At 60.3% G+C, this 21,762-nt stretch carries 18 protein-coding genes, 1 tRNA gene and 1 pseudogene; 19 read left to right on the top strand and 1 reads right to left on the bottom strand.

Annotation, left to right across the window (positions count from 1 at the left end; all coding sequences use genetic code 11):
• Nucleotides 1-12 precede the first annotated feature (12 nt).
• The 3 genes from tatA to tatC are packed head-to-tail and all read left to right on the top strand — an operon-like array spanning nt 13 to nt 1,639.
• Nucleotides 13-243: a Sec-independent protein translocase subunit TatA gene (gene tatA, locus KPB06_RS22685; protein WP_006477115.1), complete on the top strand. Its 231-nt coding sequence runs from the start codon at nt 13-15 to the stop codon at nt 241-243.
• A 26-nt stretch (nt 244-269) separates the two neighbouring features.
• Nucleotides 270-809 carry a Sec-independent protein translocase protein TatB gene (gene tatB / locus KPB06_RS22680; RefSeq protein WP_059577243.1) on the top strand — a complete coding sequence of 180 codons (540 nt, stop codon included), beginning with the start codon at nt 270-272 and terminating at the stop codon, nt 807-809.
• A gap of 41 nt (nt 810-850) precedes the next feature.
• A complete protein-coding gene (tatC, locus tag KPB06_RS22675; RefSeq protein WP_059577240.1) occupies nt 851-1,639 on the top strand; it encodes a twin-arginine translocase subunit TatC in 789 nt (262 codons plus the stop codon).
• A 383-nt stretch (nt 1,640-2,022) separates the two neighbouring features.
• On the opposite strand, the gene KPB06_RS22670 is transcribed toward tatC, so the two are convergent.
• A complete protein-coding gene (locus tag KPB06_RS22670; RefSeq protein WP_059577237.1) occupies nt 2,023-3,228 on the bottom strand; it encodes a S1C family serine protease in 1,206 nt (401 codons plus the stop codon).
• A 21-nt stretch (nt 3,229-3,249) separates the two neighbouring features.
• On the opposite strand from KPB06_RS22670, the gene KPB06_RS22665 reads away from it, so the two are divergent.
• The 16 genes and pseudogenes from KPB06_RS22665 (at nt 3,250) to istA (ending at nt 21,538) form a co-directional block, all read left to right on the top strand.
• Nucleotides 3,250-3,996 (top strand): Nif3-like dinuclear metal center hexameric protein, encoded by a 747-nt coding sequence (locus KPB06_RS22665; protein WP_059577234.1) that lies wholly within the window; start codon nt 3,250-3,252, stop codon nt 3,994-3,996.
• Nucleotides 3,997-4,214: 218 nt separating this feature from the next.
• Complete coding sequence (gene petA, locus KPB06_RS22660) at nt 4,215-4,835, top strand: ubiquinol-cytochrome c reductase iron-sulfur subunit (protein WP_006491868.1); 621 nt, start codon at nt 4,215-4,217, stop codon at nt 4,833-4,835.
• Complete coding sequence (locus tag KPB06_RS22655; RefSeq protein WP_059640170.1) at nt 4,835-6,217, top strand: cytochrome b; 1,383 nt, start codon at nt 4,835-4,837, stop codon at nt 6,215-6,217. The genes petA and KPB06_RS22655 overlap by 1 nt, the downstream gene beginning before the upstream one ends.
• A gap of 21 nt (nt 6,218-6,238) precedes the next feature.
• The gene (locus KPB06_RS22650) at nt 6,239-6,997 is read left to right on the top strand and encodes a cytochrome c1 (RefSeq protein ID WP_275905644.1); all 759 of its coding nucleotides are present in this window, start codon (nt 6,239-6,241) and stop codon (nt 6,995-6,997) included.
• 94 nt (nt 6,998-7,091) lie between these two features.
• Complete coding sequence (locus tag KPB06_RS22645) at nt 7,092-7,703, top strand: glutathione S-transferase N-terminal domain-containing protein (protein WP_006400565.1); 612 nt, start codon at nt 7,092-7,094, stop codon at nt 7,701-7,703.
• Nucleotides 7,704-7,773: 70 nt separating this feature from the next.
• The gene (locus KPB06_RS22640; protein ID WP_059640166.1) at nt 7,774-8,295 is read left to right on the top strand and encodes a ClpXP protease specificity-enhancing factor; all 522 of its coding nucleotides are present in this window, start codon (nt 7,774-7,776) and stop codon (nt 8,293-8,295) included.
• An 18-nt stretch (nt 8,296-8,313) separates the two neighbouring features.
• Nucleotides 8,314-8,389: transfer RNA gene (locus KPB06_RS22635), tRNA-Thr, on the top strand.
• A gap of 97 nt (nt 8,390-8,486) precedes the next feature.
• Nucleotides 8,487-9,530: a tyrosine-type recombinase/integrase gene (locus tag KPB06_RS22630; RefSeq protein WP_275905645.1), complete on the top strand. Its 1,044-nt coding sequence runs from the start codon at nt 8,487-8,489 to the stop codon at nt 9,528-9,530.
• Between the two features lie 172 nt (nt 9,531-9,702).
• The gene (locus tag KPB06_RS22625) at nt 9,703-10,206 is read left to right on the top strand and encodes a hypothetical protein (RefSeq protein WP_275905646.1); all 504 of its coding nucleotides are present in this window, start codon (nt 9,703-9,705) and stop codon (nt 10,204-10,206) included.
• Nucleotides 10,190-11,053, top strand: coding sequence for a YecA family protein (locus tag KPB06_RS22620; protein WP_275905647.1), 864 nt, complete (start codon nt 10,190-10,192; stop codon nt 11,051-11,053). The genes KPB06_RS22625 and KPB06_RS22620 overlap by 17 nt, the downstream gene beginning before the upstream one ends.
• A 145-nt stretch (nt 11,054-11,198) precedes the next feature.
• Nucleotides 11,199-11,953: pseudogene (locus KPB06_RS22615) on the top strand (transposase); the annotation flags it as partial.
• A 578-nt stretch (nt 11,954-12,531) separates the two neighbouring features.
• Nucleotides 12,532-15,582, top strand: a complete 3,051-nt coding sequence (locus tag KPB06_RS22610) for a UvrD-helicase domain-containing protein (RefSeq protein ID WP_275905648.1) — start codon at nt 12,532-12,534, stop codon at nt 15,580-15,582.
• A 369-nt stretch (nt 15,583-15,951) separates the two neighbouring features.
• On the top strand, nt 15,952-17,076 hold the full coding sequence (locus KPB06_RS22605; RefSeq protein ID WP_186047831.1) for a metallophosphoesterase family protein: 1,125 nt from the start codon (nt 15,952-15,954) through the stop codon (nt 17,074-17,076).
• On the top strand, nt 17,073-19,709 hold the full coding sequence (locus tag KPB06_RS22600; RefSeq protein WP_275905649.1) for an AAA family ATPase: 2,637 nt from the start codon (nt 17,073-17,075) through the stop codon (nt 19,707-19,709). Before KPB06_RS22605 ends, KPB06_RS22600 begins: the two co-directional genes overlap by 4 nt.
• Before the next feature lie 114 nt (nt 19,710-19,823).
• Nucleotides 19,824-20,198, top strand: coding sequence for a hypothetical protein (locus tag KPB06_RS22595; RefSeq protein WP_275920510.1), 375 nt, complete (start codon nt 19,824-19,826; stop codon nt 20,196-20,198).
• Nucleotides 20,199-20,281: 83 nt separating this feature from the next.
• Entirely contained in the window at nt 20,282-21,538 is a 1,257-nt protein-coding gene (gene istA, locus KPB06_RS22590; protein WP_136473337.1) for an IS21 family transposase, read from the top strand.
• Nucleotides 21,539-21,762 lie beyond the last annotated feature (224 nt).

Below are 21,762 nucleotides of genomic sequence, written 5' to 3'. Positions count from 1 at the left end.
AGAGGTTTCATCATGGGTGGATTGAGCATTTGGCACTGGCTGATCGTGCTGCTGATCGTCGCGCTGGTTTTCGGGACGAAGAAGCTGCGCAACATCGGCAACGACCTCGGCAGCGCCGTCAAGGGTTTCAAGGACGGCATGAAGGAAGGCGAAACGCCGGCGGATGCGCAGCAGCTGCCGCGTTCGGGCGCGGTCGACGTCAACGCGAAGGAAACGACGCGTTCCGATTCGAACAAGGCGTAACGCCGGCACGCTGACAGGCATTCTCGATGCTGGATCTCGGTCTTTCGAAGATGGCGCTGATCGGCGTCGTCGCGCTCGTGGTGCTCGGCCCCGAGCGCCTGCCGCGCGTCGCGCGTACGGCAGGCGCGCTGTTCGGCCGCGCGCAGCGGTACATCAACGACGTGAAGGCCGAGGTCTCGCGCGAAATCGAACTCGACGCGCTGCGGACGATGAAGACCGATTTCGAATCGGCCGCGCGCAATGTCGAGACGACGATTCACGACAACCTGCGCGAGCACGAGAAGGAACTGAACGACACGTGGCATTCCGCGGTCGGCGGTCTTGACGGGGCGTCCGGCGACGCCGGTTCCGTCGGTTCCGCGGGTTCCGACACGCCCGCGGCGCCGTCGTGGCGAGGCAGTTCGACCGCGCTTGCGCCGAAGCGTCGCAACTGGCGCATCAAGCAGGCGGCGACACCTGTCTGGTACAAGCGCGCGACCACCCGCCGCACGCACGTGCAGTCAGGCGCCGCGCGTGTCGCGCGCCACCAGCCGGCCAGCCTGCGCCGGCCGACGCGCTTCTTCTGAGTCGAGCGCATGCTCGCTCGTCAATCCTACCGAGGGCCGGTGTGAGCGACCCCCAGCAGAACCCGGGCGACGCCCCGGAAGAAACCTTCATTTCCCATCTCGTCGAGCTTCGCGATCGCATCATTCGCGCGGGGCTGGCCGTGATCGTCGTGTTCGTCGGGCTCGTCTACTGGGCGCCGGACATCTTCAAGCTGCTCGCGCGGCCGCTGATGGACAACCTGCCGAAAGACGGCAAGATGATCGTCACCGACGTCACCGGCTCGTTCTTCGTGCCGATGAAGGTCACGATGCTCGTCGCGCTCGTGATCGCGCTGCCGATCGTGCTGTACCAGATCTGGGCGTTCGTCGCGCCGGGGCTGTACCAGCACGAGAAGAAGCTCGTCGCGCCGCTCGTCGGCAGCAGCTACTTCCTGTTCCTGTGCGGGATGGCGTTCGCGTACTTCCTCGTGTTTCCGACGATCTTCCGCGTGATGGCGCACTACAACGCGCCGCTCGGGGCCGAGATGACGACCGACATCGACAACTACCTGAGCTTCGTGCTGGGGATGTTCATCGCTTTCGGGGTCACGTTCGAGGTGCCGATCGTCGTCGTGCTGCTCGTCCGGATGGGCGTGCTGTCCCTGAAGAAGCTGAAGGAGATGCGGCCGTACGTGATCGTCGGCGCATTCGTGGTCGCGGCGGTCGTCACGCCGCCGGACGTGTTCTCGCAACTGATGCTCGCGCTGCCGCTGATCGTGCTGTTCGAGATCGGGCTGCTGGCCGCGCGGTTCTTCGTACCGAAGAAGCCGGTGGAAGAGGGCGAGGCAGGCAACGGCGAAGCCGCGAGTTGACGGCGCGCCGCCGCGTGGCGCTGCGGCCAGGTCGGCGTGGGCCCGGTACCGCGGTTGGCCGCCGGCCGGTGCGTGGCATAGCCATCTTCCCGGCACCAGGCATCGTTTGAAGCAAGGTAAAAGGGCAGCCGGCTGAACTGACCCCGCAAAGTTGGACAGTTAAAGGCTAGGCGCCCAAGGGCTGAGTCCTGTATTGCACGGGACTCAGCCCTTTCAACTTGAGCCAACGATGCGTTGCTTGAACTGCTCGTTGTACTTCGTCATGAAAAACACCCCAAAGGTTGGACGGGTGTCCAACTTTTGGGGTGCAGTTCAGGCCCGGCTGCCCTTTTTCAATTCCGCATCGCGTCATGACCGGCAGGCGGCGTGCCGCCCGCCGACCGTCATTCGCTGTCGCTGTCCTGCTCGTCGAGTGCCTGTTTCGGCGGCGGCGGGCGCTTGCCGATCACGACGTTCACGTCGAACTGCTTGCCCTTGCGCACGACGTGCACCTTGGTGGGCGTGCCCGGCTTGATCTGCGCGACGACGTTCAGCAGCTTCGTCGTGTCGGTGATGTCCTCGCCGTTGACGCTCACCAGGATGTCGCCCGGCCGGATGCCGGCCTTGTCGGCCGGGCCGCCCTGCAGCACGCCCGCGACGATCGCGCCCGATTTCTGCTGGAGCCCGAACGACTCGGCGATTTCCGGCGTGACGTCCTGCGGCTCGACGCCGATCCAGCCGCGCGTGACCGAGCCCGTCGTGATGATGCTTTCGAGCACCGTGCGCGCGGTCGAGACCGGAATCGCGAAACCGATGCCGAGCGAGCCGCCGGAGCGTGAGTAGATCGCCGTGTTGATGCCGAGCAGGTTGCCGTTCACGTCGACCAGCGCGCCGCCGGAGTTGCCGGGGTTGATCGGCGCGTCGGTCTGGATGAAGTTCTCGAACGTGTTGATGCCGAGGTGGTTGCGGCCGAGCGCGCTGATGATGCCCATCGTGACCGTCTGGCCGACCCCGAACGGGTTGCCGATCGCGAGCACGACGTCGCCGACGCGCGACTGGTCGGAGCGCCCGAGCGTGATCGTCGGCAGGTTCGTCATGTTGATCTTCAGCACCGCGAGATCGGTTTCGGGATCGCTGCCGATCACCTTCGCGGTGGCCGTGCGGCCGTCGGCGAGCGCGACTTCGATCTGGTCGGCGCCGTCCACGACGTGCTGGTTCGTTAGAATGTAACCTTCAGGGCTCACGATGACGCCCGAGCCGAGGTTGGCGGCCGGCTCGTCCTGCTGCTTGCGGGCGTTGCGGTCGCCGAAGAAGTAACGGAACAGCGGATCCTTCGCGCGCGGGTCGGGCGGCAGCGAGCCGTCCTTGCTGGAGAACACGTTGACGACGGCCGGCATCGCCTTCTGCGCGGCTTCGGCATACGACGTGGTTGCCGGTGCGCCGCCGATGCCCGGCGCGACTTCGCGCAGCGCGACGATCGGCGTGGCGAGCTGCTTGCCGAGCTGTCCTTGCCGTTGCAGCCATTGCGGCTTGAGCGTCACGACGATGAACATCAGCGCGAGCAGTACGGTCACCGCCTGCGCGAAGAACAGCCAGAAGCGTCTAAGCATCTGAATGGATTAGAGGTTTATATGGATCGGATCGAACTCGAATTGTACTTGAACAATACCCTTGAAACCGCGCGCTTCAAGGACTATTGCCCGAACGGCCTGCAGGTCGAGGGGCGCCGCAAGATCGAGAAGATCGCCACCGGCGTGACGGCGTCGGTCGCGCTCCTCGAAGCCGCGCTCGAATGGGGCGCGGATGCCGTGCTCGTCCATCACGGCTATTTCTGGCGCAACGAGGCGCCGCAGATCACCGGCCGCAAGTATCAGCGCCTGAAACTGCTGCTCGCGAACGACCTGAACCTGTTCGCGTTTCACCTGCCGCTCGACGCGCACCCCGAATTCGGCAACAACGCGCAGCTCGGCGAGAAGCTCGGGCTGATCGGCGAGCAGCGTTTCGGCGAAGGCGATCTCGGCTGGATGGCGACGCTGCCGATGCCCGTCACGCTCGAGCACTTCGTCGCGAAGGTCGAGCACACGCTCGGCCGCACGCCGCTCGTGCTCGGCGATCCGGACACGCAGTTGCGCCGCATCGCGTGGTGCACGGGCGCCGCGCAGAGCTATTTCGATGCGGCGATCGACGCCGGTGCGGACGTGTTCCTGACCGGCGAGGTGTCCGAGTCGACCACGCACGCGGCGGCGGAAAGCGGTGTCGCGTTCGTTGCGGCGGGGCACCATGCGACCGAACGCTACGGAATCCAGGCGCTGGGGCGCCACTTGTCCGAGGAATTCGATCTCGAACACCTTTTTATCGATATTCATAATCCGGTCTGAGCGCCGGATTTGCGGCGGTGCATCGAAATTCCACAATGTAGCATCCACTTAAAAGCGAAATGATTTAATTGCTCCGATAGTGGGGGATAACCCTTAACTATCAAACACTTCGAAGGGATTTTCATCTCCGGGCCTTGTAAATGACGACTCCATTCGAGCAAACTAGCGGCGGAATGGAAAGTCGTGACGGAAAATCCAACTCAGAAGTGGGGCGTGTGATGCGAGACAAGGAAGAGAAACGCGTCGACAGCGGCCGCCGTACCTGGCTGATTGCGACATCCGTAGCAGGTGGCGTAGGAGGCGTCGCCACCGTCATACCTTTCGCGGCGTCGCTTGCGCCGTCCGCGAAAGCAAAAGCGGCCGGTGCGCCGGTCGAGGTCGACATCAGCGGTCTGAAGCCGGGCGAAATGGTCACCGTGCCGTGGCGCGGCAAACCCGTCTGGATCCTGAATCGCACCGATTCGATGCTGGCCGACGTCGTCAAGGCCGACAAGGAAGTGGCCGATCCGGCCACGAAATCCCCGTATTCGATGCCGTTGCCCGCGTATTGCGCGAACGAATATCGGTCGCGGGCCGATCGCAAGAACATTCTCGTCGTGATGGCCGTGTGTACGCACCTCGGCTGCACGCCTAGCCAACGCTTCACGCCGGGTCCGCAGCCGAACCTGCCGGACGACTGGCCGGGCGGTTTCCTGTGCCCGTGCCATGGTTCGACCTACGACCTCGCCGGCCGCGTGTTCAAGAACAAGCCGGCGCCTCAGAATCTCGACATCCCGCCCTACATGTTCACGTCGGCGACGACCCTCGTGATCGGCAAGGACGAGAAAGGAGAAGCGTGATGGCCGCCGACAACAACGAAGTCTCCACGACAGGTTTCACCGGCTGGATCGACCAGCGCTTCCCGTTCACGTCCACCTGGAAGAAGCACGTATCCGAGTACTACGCGCCGAAGAACTTCAACTTCTGGTACTTCTTCGGCTCCCTCGCGCTGCTGGTGCTCGTCAACCAGATCGTCACGGGCATCTTCCTGACGATGAACTACAAGCCCGACTCGATGCTCGCGTTCGCGTCGGTCGAGTACATCATGCGCGAGGTGCCGTGGGGCTGGCTGATCCGCTACATGCACTCCACCGGTGCATCGATGTTCTTCGTGGTCGTGTACCTGCACATGTTCCGCGGGCTGCTGTACGGCTCGTACCGCAAGCCGCGCGAGCTCGTCTGGATCTTCGGCTGCGCGATCTTCCTGTGCCTGATGGCCGAGGCATTCTTCGGCTACCTGCTGCCGTGGGGCCAGATGTCGTTCTGGGGCGCGCAGGTGATCGTGAACCTGTTCTCGGCGATTCCGTTCGTCGGCCCGGACCTGTCGCTGTGGATTCGCGGCGACTACGTCGTGTCCGACGTCACGCTGAACCGCTTCTTCGCATTCCACGTGATCGCGATTCCGCTCGTGCTGGTCGGCCTCGTGATCGCGCACCTCGTGGCGCTGCACGAAGTCGGATCGAACAACCCGGACGGCATCGAGATCAAGGCGAAGAAGGACGAGAACGGCATCCCGCTCGACGGCATCCCGTTCCACCCGTACTACTCGGTGCACGATTTCCTCGGCGTGTGCGTGTTCCTGATGGTGTTCGCGCTGATCGTGTTCTTCTCGCCGGAGATGGGCGGCTACTTCCTCGAGGCGAACAACTTCGTCCCGGCGAACCCGCTGCAGACGCCGCCGGAGATCGCGCCGGTCTGGTACTTCACCGCGTTCTACGCGATGCTGCGCGCGACCACCGACCCGTTCAAGATCGTGCTGATGATCGTGATCGCGCTGCTCGGCGTGCTCGCGCTGATCCGCGCGCGCGGCAAGTGGAAGGTGGGGCTGCCGGTGCTGGCCGCCGCGATCGTCGTGTTCATGTACCTGACGGAGTCGAAGTTCTGGGGCGTCGTCGTGATGGGCGCGGCGGTGATCACGCTGTTCTTCCTGCCGTGGCTCGACCGCAGCCCGGTGAAGTCGATCCGCTACCGGCCGCTGTTCCACAAGGTGTTCCTCGGGATCTTCGTCGCGGCGTTCCTGACCCTCGCGTTCCTCGGCACGCGGCCGCCATCGCCGGCGGCGACGCTGATCGCGCAGGCCTGTGCGTTGATCTATTTCGCGTTCTTCCTCGGCATGCCCGTCTGGACGCCGCTTGGCACGTTCAAGCAGCCGCCGGAACGGGTGCGCTTCAAGCCCCATTAACGTGAGCGAGGAGAGAACGACATGAAGAAACTGCTTTCGACACTCGCGCTGATCGGGGCGACCGCGTGTGCGCTGGTGGCGGCGCCGGCCGTGCGGGCGGAGGGTAATTTTCCGCTCGACCGGGCGCCCGATAACACGGAAAATCTCGTTTCGCTTCAGCACGGCGCGCAATTGTTTGTAAACTATTGCCTGAACTGCCACAGCGCGAACCTGATGCGCTACAACCGTCTGACGGATCTGGGCATATCCCAGAAGGAGATCGAAAAGAATCTCCTGTTCACGACCGACAAGGTCGGGAACACGATGTCCGTCGCGATGCGGCCCGACGACGCGAAGAACTGGCTCGGCACCACGCCGCCCGACCTGTCGGTCGAGGAGCGTGCACGCGGCCGCGATTGGCTGTACACGTATCTGCGCAGCTTCTACCGCGACGATACGCGGCCGACCGGCTGGAACAACGCGGTGTTCGAGAACGTTGGCATGCCCCATGTGTTGTGGCAGTTGCAGGGGCAGCGCGTAGCCAAATTCGAAGACAAGACGGACGAGGAGACGGGCGAGAAGGCCCACGTGCTCGTCGGCTTCCAGCAGGTCACGCCGGGCACGCTTTCGTCGCCTGACTATGACGCTGCGGTGGCCGACCTGGTGGCCTATATGACATGGATGTCCGAGCCGGCCCAGCAGACCCGCAAGCGCCTTGGCGTGTGGGTGCTGATCTTTCTCGGTGTCCTGACTTTCCTGGCCTGGCGGCTGAATGCCGCGTACTGGAAAGATATCAAGTAAACACGCCTGACCGGCGTGGGGCCGGCGCAAGGCGGAACCCGTGAAAGGGGTTGCGCCGCGTGCCGGCCCTCGGCTTTTTTGAGGAAACGCAAATATGATGGTTCTGTATTCCGGCACAACTTGCCCGTTCTCCCAGCGTTGCCGGCTGGTGCTGTTCGAGAAGGGCATGGACTTCGAAATCCGCGACGTCGACCTGTTCAACAAGCCGGAAGACATTTCGGTGATGAACCCGTACGGTCAGGTGCCGATCCTCGTCGAGCGCGACCTGATCCTGTACGAATCGAACATCATCAACGAGTACATCGACGAGCGCTTCCCGCATCCGCAACTGATGCCGGCCGACCCGGTGCAGCGCGCCCGCGCGCGCCTGTTCCTGCTCAACTTCGAGAAGGAACTGTTCGTCCACGTCAGCACGCTCGAGAACGAGAAGGGCAAGGCGGCGGAGAAGAACCACGAGAAGGCACGCCTCGCGATCCGCGATCGCCTGACGCAGCTCGCGCCGATCTTCGTGAAGAACAAGTACATGCTCGGCGAAGAGTTCTCGATGCTCGACGTCGCGATCGCGCCGCTGCTGTGGCGCCTGGATCACTACGGCATCGAGCTGTCGAAGAACGCCGCGCCGCTGATGAAGTATGCCGAACGGATCTTCAGCCGTCCGGCCTACATCGAAGCACTGACGCCGTCCGAAAAGGTCATGCGTCGCTAATGTTGCAATGAAGGCATGACGGAGCGGTGGCGCGGCGTGCCGCGCGCCCGCTCCGGGTTCGAGGATTGTGATGCAAGAGATTTCAACGAAGCCGTATCTGCTGCGCGCGTTGTACGAGTGGTGCACCGATAACGGTTACACGCCGCATATCGCGGTGAGGGTCGACAACTCGACGCGCGTGCCGCGTCAGTTCGTGCGTGACGGCGAGATCGTGCTCAACATCAGCTTCGAGGCGACGAGCCAGTTGCAGATGGGCAACGAGTGGATCGAGTTCACGGCCCGGTTCTCCGGGAAGGCGCACAAGATCGAGATTCCGGTGGCCAACGTGCTCGCGATCTATGCGCGCGAGAACGGGCAGGGCATGGCGTTCCAGGTCGATGCGGTCGCGGGCGAAGGCGAGGATTCGGGCGCGTTCGACGATGACGCCGCGTCGGCCGATGATGCGCCGCGTGACGAGTCCGTATCGCCGTTGGCGCCCGTCGCCGACAGCGGCGCGAACGAGGAACCGTCCGAAGGCGCCGACGAACCGCCGAAAACCGACGGCGACGGCTCGAAAGGCGGCAGCAGACCTCGCCTCAAGATCGTGAAATGAGGTAGAATCTCGCGCTACGCCGGCTTAGCTCATCTGGTAGAGCAGTTGATTTGTAATCATCAGGTGGCGGGTTCGAGTCCTGCAGCCGGCACCAATAGAATCAAGGGGTTACGTGATTTTCACGTAACCCCTTGTGCTTTCTGGGCGTTGAAAAGTACATTTTCGGTACAGTCAGCTCTCAGAACAGGTACATGGCAACCATCGTCAAGACGCGTTCCGGCACGTGGAAGGCGGTCATTCGCAAGATCGGCTGGCCGACTACGGCCAAGACTTTCCGCACCAAACGCGATGCCGAGGATTGGGCTCGTCGGACCGAAGATGAGATGGTTCGGGGTGTCTATCTGTCTCGCGCGCCCTCCGAAAAGCTCACGGTGTCGGCCGCGTTGAAGCGGTACATGGAAGAGGTGTCCGTCACCAAAAAGGCGACCACGCAGCGCAGTGAGAAATTCACACGGAGCCACCTCGAAGCCTTCTTCGGCAAGTACTCAATGGCGGCTGTTAGCGCCGACCTCGTCGCGAAGTACCGTGACGAGCGCTTAGTGGCAGGCAAATCTAACAATACCGTGCGCATCGAACTCGCGATGCTCGGTCATCTGTTTCGAGTCGCGATTCAGGAGTGGGGAATCGGGCTCACGTTCAATCCTGTCGCCAACATCCGAAAGCCGAGCCCCGGAGCTGGGCGGAATCGTCGTTTGTCGCCGGAGGAACAGCAGCGACTGTTCGATGCTGTTGGCGCTCATAGCAACCCAATGCTCGGTTGGGTCGTGCGGCTAGCGGTCGAGACGGGCATGCGCTCATCGGAAATTACCGGGCTGCGACGCTCGCAGATCGATGTTGATCGGAGAATCGTCACTTTGCGCGACACCAAGAATGGTACGGCGCGGACTGTTCCATTAACTCGTGCCGCGGCCGAAATTCTGCGCGCAGCGCTGGACAATCCAATACGCCCTATCGACACGGATCTTATCTTTTTTGGCGAGCCCGGTCGGGATGGTCGGCGCAAGCCGTATGTGTTCCAGAAGCTTTGGGCCGGTATCGTTCGCGAGCTCGGCTTTGCCGATCTCCATTTTCACGACTTGCGCCACGAAGCGGTTAGCAGGCTCGTAGAAGCGGGCTTCAGCGACCAAGAGGTCGCCGCTATCAGCGGACACAAGTCGATGCAGATGTTGAAGCGCTATACACACCTGCGCTCAGAGGAATTAGTAACCAAGCTGGACAGACTCGTGCGCTCGTAGCACGGGCATATTTGGACCCTTGCGTGCGCCGCCCAATCGCGGGAATGTCTTGACCGACGAAGGCTGATCGCGCCGTATCCGGCCACCGTGATAGATGATTGACGCGGGGCCGCCGGCACCCGAAAATTTGGGTGCCTATCAATTCACCACAATTTAATTTTTGGGGCGAGACTTGCTAAAAAATCAAATTCAATCTAATGACGAGCTCTCCGTTCATACCGTCACAGATGACGCAACGTATCTGGAGTACTTCAGTTCGGGCCACGGTGGTATCGGCCTCGTCCCGGAACCCTATGGCAACACTTCGCTCGGCCTGAAGGCCGACGGCGCCGATTTCGCAAAATGGCTCAAGCAACAGCGTCCTGAGCTCCCGATTTCGCTGCCGACCTCATCGCCAAGGATTACTCTTCATAGTGTCGATGTTTGGCTTCCGTTGATATACCTATCGAGCGACGTCGCGATGCCAGTATTGCTGAATCTGGTCTCTAATTACCTATATGACAAGCTCAAAGGAAAATTACCACAGGATCGGCCGAAGGTTCACTTGTCTGTCATGTATCAGAATAAGCGGGATGGTACTACAAAGAGATTCGAATTCTCAGGTGATGAAGATTCGTTAAGCAAAGCTATCAAACGTTTCGATTTGGATAATTTCTTCGATGAAACTACTCAATAGTAACGAGGGTCTAGCCATACTGGCTGGAATGCGCGACGTAATTAAAGCTCATCTCGCCAAAATCGATTTGGAGGTCGGCGTGGACTCGTCGGCCGCCCTTGATGGTCTACTTGATCAACTGAAGGCAGTGCGCGAAATTCACGCGAGTAGTCCGGATGAGGTTTTGAATGACCTATTCATTCTGGAGACGTATGTAACGTTCTTTCGTTCATATGGCCGGATTTGGCGGAAAATTTCAGAGGGACGCTATTCGGAATCATGGCAGGCATTGCAAGACGCTAGCGACTCGCTTCGCGTAATTCGTAGGCTTTCTGGTTTTACCTTGACCTCTTTGGTCGAGCAGTTGTTTGCGCTAGAGTCACTCTACCCCTACAAAATTTTTGCCAGTTGCGGTTTCGTTGTTGAGCGATTTGAGTGCAGTATATGTTGCAGTGATATTGACTCATTTGAATGCAATCATCGAAAGGGTGAGCTATATCGAGGGCAGATGGCGTATGGCATTGCAAAAAATATACTTGAAATTGATCATGTGGCTCTCGTCGAAAATCCGGTTGACAAACGTTGTGTGGTCTCAATTCAAGACAACGCACCTGGGTTTAGCGGTGTTCAATATCTTCGCGATGCGTTCAATCAAAAGCATCTTTCGGTGTCAAATTTCGGGGGCATAGCTTGGGGTAAGAAACTGGTGCCAAATTCTGAATATACGCTGCCCGGGAGAAATGAACCCTGTTACTGTCGAAGCGGGAAGAAATTCAAGCGCTGCTGTATTGATAAGGAGTTTCGCGAGATCGACCACGCAGAAATATTGCCAGAGCCTTCCATTTTCGAAAGAAGCGGGCTTTGCTAATTTTGGCACCTGATGCAGATGGCCGCTGGACAACGGTCCCCGGCTGACTTGACTGCGCGATGTTCGAAAACAGAGTGACCTGAGACGTTTCTTCTAGCCATTCGGCAAGTGAGTTCTCTTTTATCCTAGAGGCAAGGAGAACTCGATGAAGAAGCGATTTACCGACGAGCAGGTCATTCGAATCTTGCGCGAGGCCGAGAGCCGGGACGAGCCGGTGAAGGATCTGTGCAAGCGCCACAACATCTCGGAACAGACGTTCTATCGTTGGCGCAACAAGTTCGGCGGCATGGATGTGGCCGATGCCCGTCGGCTCAAGGATCTGGAATCGGAGAACGAGCGGCTCAAGCGTTTGATCGCAGAGCAATTGCTGGTCATCGACGGCCTGAAGGAATTCGGCCGAAAAAAATGAGTACCCCAACGGGCCGGCGCGACGCGCTGGAAGTCCTGACTCGGCGGGGGCTATCTCAACGCAAGGCATGTTGCTATCTGGGGCTGAGTCGCCGGGTGGCAACCTATACGCTCAAGCAACCGGAGAAGGATCGGAGCCTGGGCGAGCGACTGATTGCTGCGGCTCAGGAAGTGCCGCGCTTCGGCTACCGACGTATGTCGGCGTGGCTGGCGCTGAGCGAATCGCGCGTGCGGCGAATGTGGCGGGCCTTGCAGCTCAACATTCCGCGGCGGCGGCCTCGCCGTCGCCGTTGTGGCAGCGACATTCGTCTGCCCGGTGCGACGCAACCCAATTCGGTATGGAGCTACGACTTTGTGCACGACCAGTTGGTGGACGGGCGGGCGTTGAAGATGCTTTGCGTGATCGATGAATTCACCCGCGAGTGCCTGGCGATCGAAGTCGGCGCCAGCTTGCGGTCGCAGGATGTGATCTTGACGCTGTCGCGACTGATGCCACGCCGGGTCCTCATTGTCACCCTCGTCGTCATAGGAAAAGACCGGGGGGAGCTCACGCATGGATGGGGGCCTCGCATGCATGGGCATAAGCGTCGCGCCGGATCTTGCCGACGTACCGGCAGTGGCACGCGGCCACCAGCGCACCGCCGAGGAATGCGAGTGCGAAGGCGATGAGAAAATCGAGAGGGGAGAGCATCACCGGACTCCTGAGGCAGGTTCGTCGGTACGGCATTGCACCGACGGAGCGGCCATAACTGGCCGTGCTCGCGGAGGTGATATAGGTCCGAAAAAATTTGGGATCAGTGCGATGCAGGAGGGGCGCGCGGACGTGGAACGGAGCTGACGCCGAGGTCGGTGCCTGTCAGATTTGACAGTTGCGTCTTTGTTGTATTCAGGCATTGTTTTGCGCTGGCTAGGCCGGCATTGAGGGCTGATATGTGAGCGATAACAGCCAAATGGGCCGATTGCGCAGGCGACTGGCGATTTGCTCCGCAGGGGGAAGGGGCCCGATTAATCGCGCGCTTTCACAAATAAGAATTCGATTAAATCAGTAAGCTTTACGACAGGAATCGAAGTTGAAAAAAGAAAATCCTATCAGTTCCCAACGCTTTACGGAAAATTGGTGGCACGCGCTATTGTGTGGTCGCCGCCCAACAGAACTAGACGTGCAGCTCTCGCACCCGTACCACATCGCTGGCGTGCAATCTGAATCAATTTCCTCGCAGAAGGTCGTTTCCGCCGAGATAGGTAGTGGGCCGTTCTGGCTTCGCTGGCTGGGGCTTGCGAGGTTAGACCTGACCGTGCAGTACTCCAAGCTCCAGTTATTTCCGAGTGTTTATATTGCCCCGAGATTACGCGTACTGGAATTGCGTAAGACCGTTGTCGATGCAATCGAAGCGGCCCTGACTAACGAGCAGATTCGGATCGATGATGCGTTTGCCGAGTTTGAGCTTAAGCGGAATGCGCTCTTTGCGGCATCGCGCTATGTGCGCTACAGCGAGGTAGAGCAACTTATTGCGCTTTATACCGACTTGGATTCGCAGGCATTCCGTGATCGATTCAACACGTGGAGCACCCATCCCTTCCTTGCTTCAGCGCCTGTCAATGAGGCATTGAGGCGGCGCTTCGAACTGATCAAACAGTTCTTCACGAAGCCGCACGTAGTGCGCGCAGACCACAACGAGCAATTCGTTTTACGTGAGTCAAAAGCGCAGGCCGCGTACTTTTCGCGCATCGAAGCTACCCCTTTGACGGGGGAGCAGGTGGACGCTTCATTGCGCTTCGACGATGCTAACGTCACCGTCGCGGCAGCCGGGTCGGGGAAGACATCCGTCATGGTCAGCAAAGTGGGGTATGCGCTCAAGGCGGGCCACTTTGCAGATGACGAGATTTTGGTGCTCGCGTATAACAAAGCAGCAGCCAAGGAGCTTCGTGAACGGATCGAGGAAAATGTTGGTCGCGAGCTAAATCGCCCGATTCGTGTCGAGGCACGTACTTTCCATTCGCTCGGCCTGAAGCTATGGATGCGGCAGCAGCGCGAGCGCGGTAAGTCGAGTCGGCCGCGAGTGATTGACTTTGCGAGCTCTGCGGGAAAGCGGCTGTTGCGATCGGTACTGCTCGATCTTGTACACGACAACGATAGCTCTGGGTTTGCCGATGCCCTCTTGAGCTGGGCAACTACCTTTCGCTTCCCTGTCCCCGAGCTTGAGCCGTTCGATGAAACTACGCTGGCCGAACGCGAATCCCGTTATGAAGCGATGTGCAAACGGATCGCACGCAACGCACGGCGAAACGCAAAGCCGTTCGAGGCCACTGTGCCGACCTTTGCGCCTAATATCTACGTTCGCTCTAGCGAAGAGGCACGAATTGTCAATTGGTTGCATTTGCGCGGTGTCGACTTCCAGTACGAGCAAGCAGCACCGCCTTGGGTCACCGATGAAATTAACCGTGACTTACCGGAGCGTGAACGAGTTCGTTTCTATCGGCCGGACTTTTCGTATACCAACCCCCATGATCCGCGCAAGCGAATATTTCACGAGCACTTTGGGCTGGACGCGAAAGGACGTGCTCCCGCATTCCTGGGTTTGCCCTACGAGGAGCGGGCAAGGCACAAGCGGGAGGTGCTCGGGCGTATTCTTCGGGGAGAGAAGGGGACTGTTTCTCGCTTTTTCGAGACGCGTAGCGCGCAATTTGCCGACGGCAGTCTTTTTGCCAATCTCGAGCGGGAATTGACCGCGAGGGGCATCGCGATTCCTGCCGAGGACCAGAATCGCCGCGCGCGGGCGTTGCGCGAATTGGTGCAGGAGGATTCGATTACCGATCTTATTTCCGAGTTTGTGTCGAAGTTCCGGGATTCCGGCCTGAGTTTTGAAGACATCGAGGTTCGCGCGGGTCAGCTCGATGTCGCTAATCAAGCACGCGCGGCGTCTTTTCTGCGCTGGATGCGCCAGTTACTTCGCGAGCTAAATGTTCGGATGGAGGAGGCGGAGCGTCAAAGTGGAAGACCGCTCATCGACTACGCCGGTATGATTAGCGAGGCGGCGACAGCCCTACGCGCTGCCGCTAAGCCTTTGACCTCGTACAAGCTGATTCTTGTGGACGAATTTCAAGATATCTCGCGCCTGCGAGCGCAGTTCGTACAGGGATTGCTTGATCAGCACGCCAAAGACTCGGTGCTGTTCTGTGTCGGTGACGACTGGCAATCGATTAACCGCTTCGCTGGTTCGGACGTCGGAATCTTCCGCTGTACCTACGATGGTCTCGCGAGGGCGCTTGCGAACGCAGCGACTTCGCCAATACGGCCCAGATGGACGGCACCTTCCATGCTGAAGAAGACGTTCCGCTGTGCACAAGGCATCGCGGACGTAGCGCGCTGGTTTGTCATGCGCGGCACTTCCGGGACGCTTATTGACAAGCCCGTGGAGGCGCATAATCCCGCGAAGGAGTCGGTGGTGCGAGTCGTTGAGCACGCGGACTCGGCTGTTGCGCGCGTGGATGTGTTAGAGCGGGAGTTGGAGCGTATGGCAGAGGCCAACGCAGCCAGTGGTAAGACGGCCACGGTCTTTATTCTGACGCGCAATCGACAGGAAAGGCATCTTCCCGAAGGACTGACACAAGCCGTGCTGGACGACCTGGTGACGCGATTCGAGCCACGTGGTTTGCTACTTTCGCACCATTCTCTCCACGGATCGAAGGGGCTTGGTGCGGATTTCGTCGTCATGGTAGGGCTTGACGCGGGCCGGGGCGGCTATCCCCGTGATGGAGTCCCCGAACCCTTGATCGAACTCCTGCTGCCGGCGCAGAAGAACCAGCACGAAGAGGAGCGTCGACTGTTCTATGTGGGGCTTACACGCGCCAAGCGTCAAGTGACCTTGTTGTGCATCGGCACGCGTCCGAGCTTGTTTGTACATGAATTGGAGCGGTACCCAGTGCGGGGCGTCGTGAGTTTCGAACGATTGAGCGGCGTAGTGCGGCATCTTTGTCCGCATTGCAAGTCCGGGTGGCTTCGTCGTAGATATCGGTTGACCGAGGTCGCTTGTTCGCGCACGCCATTCTGCGGTTTTGTGGGGGAAGAAAACCGTTTCCCAGGACTACCTCTACCGGTGGAGGCAGCGGCAATGGCGTAGATGATTAACGCCAGGGGCCGCGATGATCGACATTGGAGGCGAGGCGCGAACGTAAATGGGAATCGCTGAGGCAACGGGGGGGAGCACGCTGCAGGCAAGACGAGCGACGCGACGCTCCGGTCCGCACTGCCGATTTTGATCGCCCCGATCGTGCTGGCGCGTTGCTGACGTTCAGAAAGCTAAATGAGTGAAAGCCGTACGCGGTCCGCCTTCGCTTTCCGTGCCATGTGGCTTCTGATAACCTCCGTGCAATGGCTTACATTTTGTTACACTGAATCGCATTTAGCGTGACTGCTGGCTTATCGTCGCGGAGCACATATCCCGAAAAACGGAAGAACGGAAGAACGGAAGAACCGAGGGAGGGGCATCTTGATTTCGATTCTGCATACGGCCGACTGGCAGATCGGTCGGGTTTTTTCGCAGTTCGAGCCTGACGATGCTGCAGCATTGTTCGAGGCGCGCTTCGTGGCGGTGGAACGGTTGGCGGCTATCGCTACCGAGCGCGGCGTCGACGCCGTCTTGGTCGCTGGCGACGTGTTCGACGCGCAGACAGTATCCGACAAGACTATCCGACGGCTGTTTAATGCAATGCGCAACTTTGCAGGTACGTGGGTACTTATCCCGGGTAACCACGATGCTGCGTTGACCGAGTCCGTCTGGACCCGTGCCCGTCGCATAGATGCCATTCCAAGTAACGCCCTCCTTTGCTTGGACCTGAAGCCTGTCGTCGTGGCGGGAAAATTCACCCTGCTGCCAGCACCGCTCACTCAACGCCACACCCACAACGACCTCACCGACTGGTTCAGCACGGCACCCGCTGGCGATGGATTGCCGCGGATCGGCCTTGCGCACGGGTGCGTGCAGGGAATTCTCCCTAGCGACATAGACTCGGCGAATCCGATTGCCGCTGGCAGGGCACAAGACTCTGGGCTGGCGTACCTCGCCCTAGGCGATTGGCACGGGACGAAGCGTGTCGACGACAGGACCTGGTATGCGGGCACACCAGAGACTGATCGGTTCAAGGCGAACGACTCGGGTCAAGCGCTTTACGTTTCCATCGCGGCGGAAGGCATCACACCCGTTGTCGAGCCGGTGCGGACAGGGCGGTTCAGTTGGCGCCAGCTAGAAGTGCACATGGCGGTTGACTCGGACGTTGACGGGCTTGTGAACGCTTTGAACACTGCGGACAGCGACGATGTATTGCAGGTGCGTGTATCTGGTACCTGCAATTTGGCCGGGCATCGCAAGCTCACTGCCGCGCTGGACGCGGCGCGAGCAAGGACGCGTGCCATGGTCTGGGATGATGCAGCGTTGAGGCTCGAGCCAACAGAAGAAGACATACAGACCCTGCGCGCCGACGGGTTTGTCGGCGAGGTGCTGCAGGAGTTGCTGGCCCAGCAAAATGGCAGTGATCCCGAGCTTGCGCGAGACGCGATTCTTGCTCTGGCCCGAGTCCTTGACGCCCAAGGGCCTCGCGCGGGAGCTGGCGCATGAAGCTCAAGCGTTTGCGAATCGAGAACTTCAAGCGATTCCGTGCACCGCTGGAACTTAGCGGCCTAGCCGACGGTTTGAACTTGTTCGTTGCACCTAACGAGTCTGGCAAGTCCACCGTCGCCGAGGCCATTCGTGCGGCATTTTTCGAGCGGCACCGGTCCAGTGCAGTGGATTCACTGCGACCTTGGAGCGATAGTTCAGCGACACCAACAGTCGAAATCGAGTTCGAATTCAACGGCAAACCTGCCCGTCTCATAAAGGCGTTCTTGGGAAAGAAGCGCTGCGAGCTCGTCATCGATAGCAAGTCAATGGACGGAGTCGCCGCAGAAGATCACCTGGGCGGCCTCCTCGGATTTCGCTTTGCTGGCAAAGGCGCAAGTTCACCGGAGCACATGGGGGTCCCAGGGCTCCTGTGGATCAAGCAGGGAATGTCGCATGAAATCTCCGACGCGGTGCGCTTCGCTGGTGACTACCTGCGAAACGCCCTCGGAGATACGCTCGGTGAATTGGCTGCCACGAGTGGGGACGCCGTCATTAAGACTGTTGAGGCTGAGCGCAACGAGCTCCTTACCCCGTCCACCGGGGCTGCACGCGGCATCTTTTCGGAGGCTCTCAACCGTCGATCAGCGCTCGAGGCTGAGCTGGAAGTTTTGCGCAAGGACGTCGAAACCTATCGTGCCAGCGTCGACCGGCTCGCGGGCTTGCGCCGGGATCACGACAGCGACGATGCTTCGCGCCCTTGGGTAGCCTTGCGAGAGCAGTTGGCGTTGGCCCAAGCGCGATTGGATGAGGCCAAGGGGCTCTCCGAAAAGAAGGCGGCGCAAGATGCTGTGTTGAGGCAGGCCACCGTGCAGGTGAATGCCCTGCGTGATCAGCTCCAGACTATGGGGCGAGACGAGGAGGCTCTCGGCCTGCGCGAGACGAATCTCAAAAACGCTCAAGAACGACTGCACCAGGCGCAAACTCAGCTTCAGGCTTGGGAACCGCGTCAAGCAGCCGCGATACAAGCTGACGTCGAGGCACGAGAGCGCCTGCACGCGGCGCGCCAAGCCGCTGCCCGCGTCATGCAGGCGAAGGCCGTTGAAGACCTCACAGCGCAAGTCACAGCACTCGAGCAGAGTCGAAGCAAAGCCCAGATCGAGCAAGACAAGCTGACGCGGCTACAGGCCGATGCCCAGGCGCTCGCCATGCCTGCCGGTGAGCTCAAGCGACTTCGCGACTGTTCCGACGCGCTCCGCACCGCGCAAGCCAGGCTGGACGCTGTCTCCACAGCGCTGGAATTTGAGCTATCGCCAACCGCAAAAGTTCGGATGGCTCAGACGGAGGTGACAGGATTCAAGCGCCTGACCGTCGTAGCCAGAACGGCCATAGAGATCGAGGGGGTAGGCCGTATCACTGTGCTGCCGGGTGGTGAGGACCTCGAGAGCCTTGCTAGCGACCGCGACCGCCAAAGGGATATGCAGCTTTCGATTTTGCAGATGCTAGGCGTCGCGAGCCTAGCCGCCGCCGACGAGCGGGAGCGCCTGCAGGGGCAGCGTACAGCCGAGGCCAACGCCTCGGCGGCTGTGCTTGCGGCTCACGCTCCGAAAGGCCTTGCCGCCCTGACCACGGACTTAGCTGCACAAACCTCCAAACTTACCGAAGGCAAGATGGCACTCGAGGCAATGGCAGCCCCTGCGGATGCCGAGGCTTCGGTACTCAGCGTGTCGCAAGCAGAGTCAGAGGAGTCGGCCGCCCGGGCTGCACTCGCTGACGCTTCCGTAGAGCTCAACGAAGCGAAGCTCGCCGTCAGCGATGCGAGCGCAAAGGTCAAGGCGGCGGAAGATGAGCTCTTGGCCGTCAAGGCGACGCTGAACGACCCGCAGCGGGCAGAGAAAAAGGCGGAAGCGAGTCAGGCCTTGACCGATGCACTGGCGCACCAAGCATCGGCCCACAGCAAGGCCACTGAGCTTGCCGGTCAACTGCAGACGATCAATCTGCCTGTGCTACAGCAGGATGTCGAGAGGTTCGACCGGAGCGCAAAGCAGATCGAAGCCTCTCACGCGCAGCGGGCGACAGACATTACTCGACTCGAGGCAGATCTTGAGGCAAAGGGGGCTCTTGGGCAGGAGGAAGCCGCCGCGGAAAAGCAGCGAGAGCTTGAGCAAGTGGATCGACGGTGCACTGAGCTAGGCCGTCGTGCAAAGGCGCTGGACCACCTGTTAAAGCTGCTCAATGAAAAGCGCTCCGAACTTGCGCGGCGCCTGCGGGCACCACTTCAAAATCACCTCAACCACTATCTGCAGATCCTGTTTCCAGGGGCGAGCATCGAAGTGGGCGAGGACCTCTCGCCCGGACTCATCACGAGGGTGGGTACCAGCGGTGCGGAAAGCGGAGAGTTCGAAGAGCTGAGCGTAGGGGCTAGGGAGCAGATGGGGGTGGTGGCGCGTCTCGCATATGCCGACTTGCTCCAGGCTGCGGGGAAGCCAACCTTGCTCATCCTTGACGACGCGCTGGTGAACACCGATCAGGAGCGCCTTGGCCAAATGAAGCGCGTGCTCTATGACGCGGCGGCTCGTCACCAGATTCTGATTTTTAGTTGCCATCCGCAAGCGTGGCAGGACTTGGGTGTCGCCGCGCGCAGCCTCTTATAGAGAGCTTCTGCAGACAACAGAATAACGGATAGACGTGGATGGTGGTTTTGAAACTCGGGCCACCCTGGAGTCACACCGACACAATGCCGAGTCAAAGACCTCAGAGGACCAACTGTGACCGATCGCAGCGCTACCGCAACCATCAAAGGTTACTTCTACCAGTTCGATCAGACGATCGTGCGCCTGCTCGAAGCCTCCAAACATGCGAGCGTGACGGTCGAGGGTATTGAAGATATTGACCTTGACGATGGCAGCGGCAGCGCATTTGTCCAGTGTAAATACTACGAGGGAACTGAATACAACCATTCAGTGATCAAAGAGGCGGTGATCCACATGCTCAGGCATTTCCATGCACGGGGGTGCCCGACGAATCAAATCTACAGATACCGGCTCTACGGGCACTACAAGAGTGGGCAGCACAAGCTGGTACTGCCCCTTACCGATGCGTTGTCAGCGTCGGATAGATACTCCCCACTTTCGTCGAAGTAATTTTCCCCAGTTTTTTGTCTGACGGCGCCGCGGTAGCGGCGCCGTCCTGTCGATCGCCGACCATATCGCCCTGGAGATCCGTCGTGGGGGTGTCGGTGGTCGAGCTGGAGGAAGTGATGACGATTCTGGAATTGCATCGGCAAGGGCTGAGTATTTCGGCCATCGCTGCTCGACTGAGTATGGACCGCAAGACCGTTCGTAAATACATCAGGAATGGCGTTCAGGCGCCGCGTTATGGTCCGCGCGCACCGCGACCGTGCGTGGTCGATCCGTTCGTCCACTACGTCACCGAACGTGTCCGCGAGTTTCCCGACCTGAGCGTCGAGCGTCTGCTGCGCGAGATTCGAGCAATGGGTTACGCGGGCGGCCGCACGGCGCTGGGCGACCTCGTTCGGGAGGTCCGCCCGCCACGCCAGCGCGGCTTCGAGGTGCGCTTTGAGACGCCTGCGGGGCATCAAGCGCAGGTGGATTTCGCCCACTTCAATGTCGAGTTCGACGACGCGCCTGGCCAGCGACGTTCGATCTGGCTGTTCTCGATCGTGCTTGGACACAGCCGTTATCTCTGGGGACGCTTCGTCGAGCATCAGGACCTGCAGACCGTCCTGCGCTGCCACATGGAAGCGTTCGAGCACCTCGGCGGCGCTCCGCGCGAGATTCTGTACGACCGGATGAAGGCGGCCGTGCTGGGCGAAGTCGAGAAGCACATCGTCTACAACGCGAAGCTGGTCGCGTTTGCGCAGCACTACGGCTTCGCGCCGCGCGCCTGCAAGGCGTATCGCGCCAAGACCAAGGGCAAGGTCGAGCGGCCGTATCGCTATATCCGGCAGGACTTCTTCCTGGCGCGCCGCTTCCAGAACCTCGCCGACCTGAACCGACAGTTGCGCGAGTGGCTCGACACGGTGGCCAATGTGCGCGTGCATGGCACGACGCACCGCGTCGTCGCCCAGCACTTCAGTGAGGAGCGTCCTACGCTGCAGGCGTTGCCGGCCGGCACCTTCAACGGCGTGATCCGGCTTGAGCGGCGCGTGAGCCACGAAGGTCTCGTCTCGGTCGGTGGCAACTACTACAGCGTGCCCGATCGTACGCGCAAGCGCGTGCTCGACGTCCACAGTCTGGCTCACGAGATCCGTATCTACGAGGACGGTGAACTGCTGGCGGTGCATCCCGTGTTGGAAGGCCGGCGACGAACCTCGCTGTTGCCCGGTCATCGGCGTGCAAACCAGCGTAAGCAGCCGGCACGGCACCCCGTGCCATCGGTGACGGCGAGCGTGGCTCGCCGGCCCCTGTCGTTCTATGACCAGGTCGCAAGACGTCTCGCAGAAGCCGGGAGGACCGCATGAACAGCATGCCTGCCTCGACACTGGAGCGCATCCGGCTGAAGTACCGCTCGCCTCGCGAGTTCCGGCGCTCAATGGAGTCAGCAACCTTAGTGTGACGCTGTGTCCGGGATTACAGGGTCAACTCCAGCGAGTACGACGTGCTTAAAGCGGTGAGAATGCTTGTCAGACTGGGAGACTTCTTCTCGCACAGAGAGCTCGCGAGAACGCCACCGCAGGACAGATTT

Source organism: Burkholderia semiarida, from assembly GCF_029268935.1.
Classification (GTDB): Bacteria; Pseudomonadota; Gammaproteobacteria; order Burkholderiales; family Burkholderiaceae; genus Burkholderia; species Burkholderia semiarida.
This window is presented reverse-complemented; position numbering and strand designations above follow the sequence as displayed.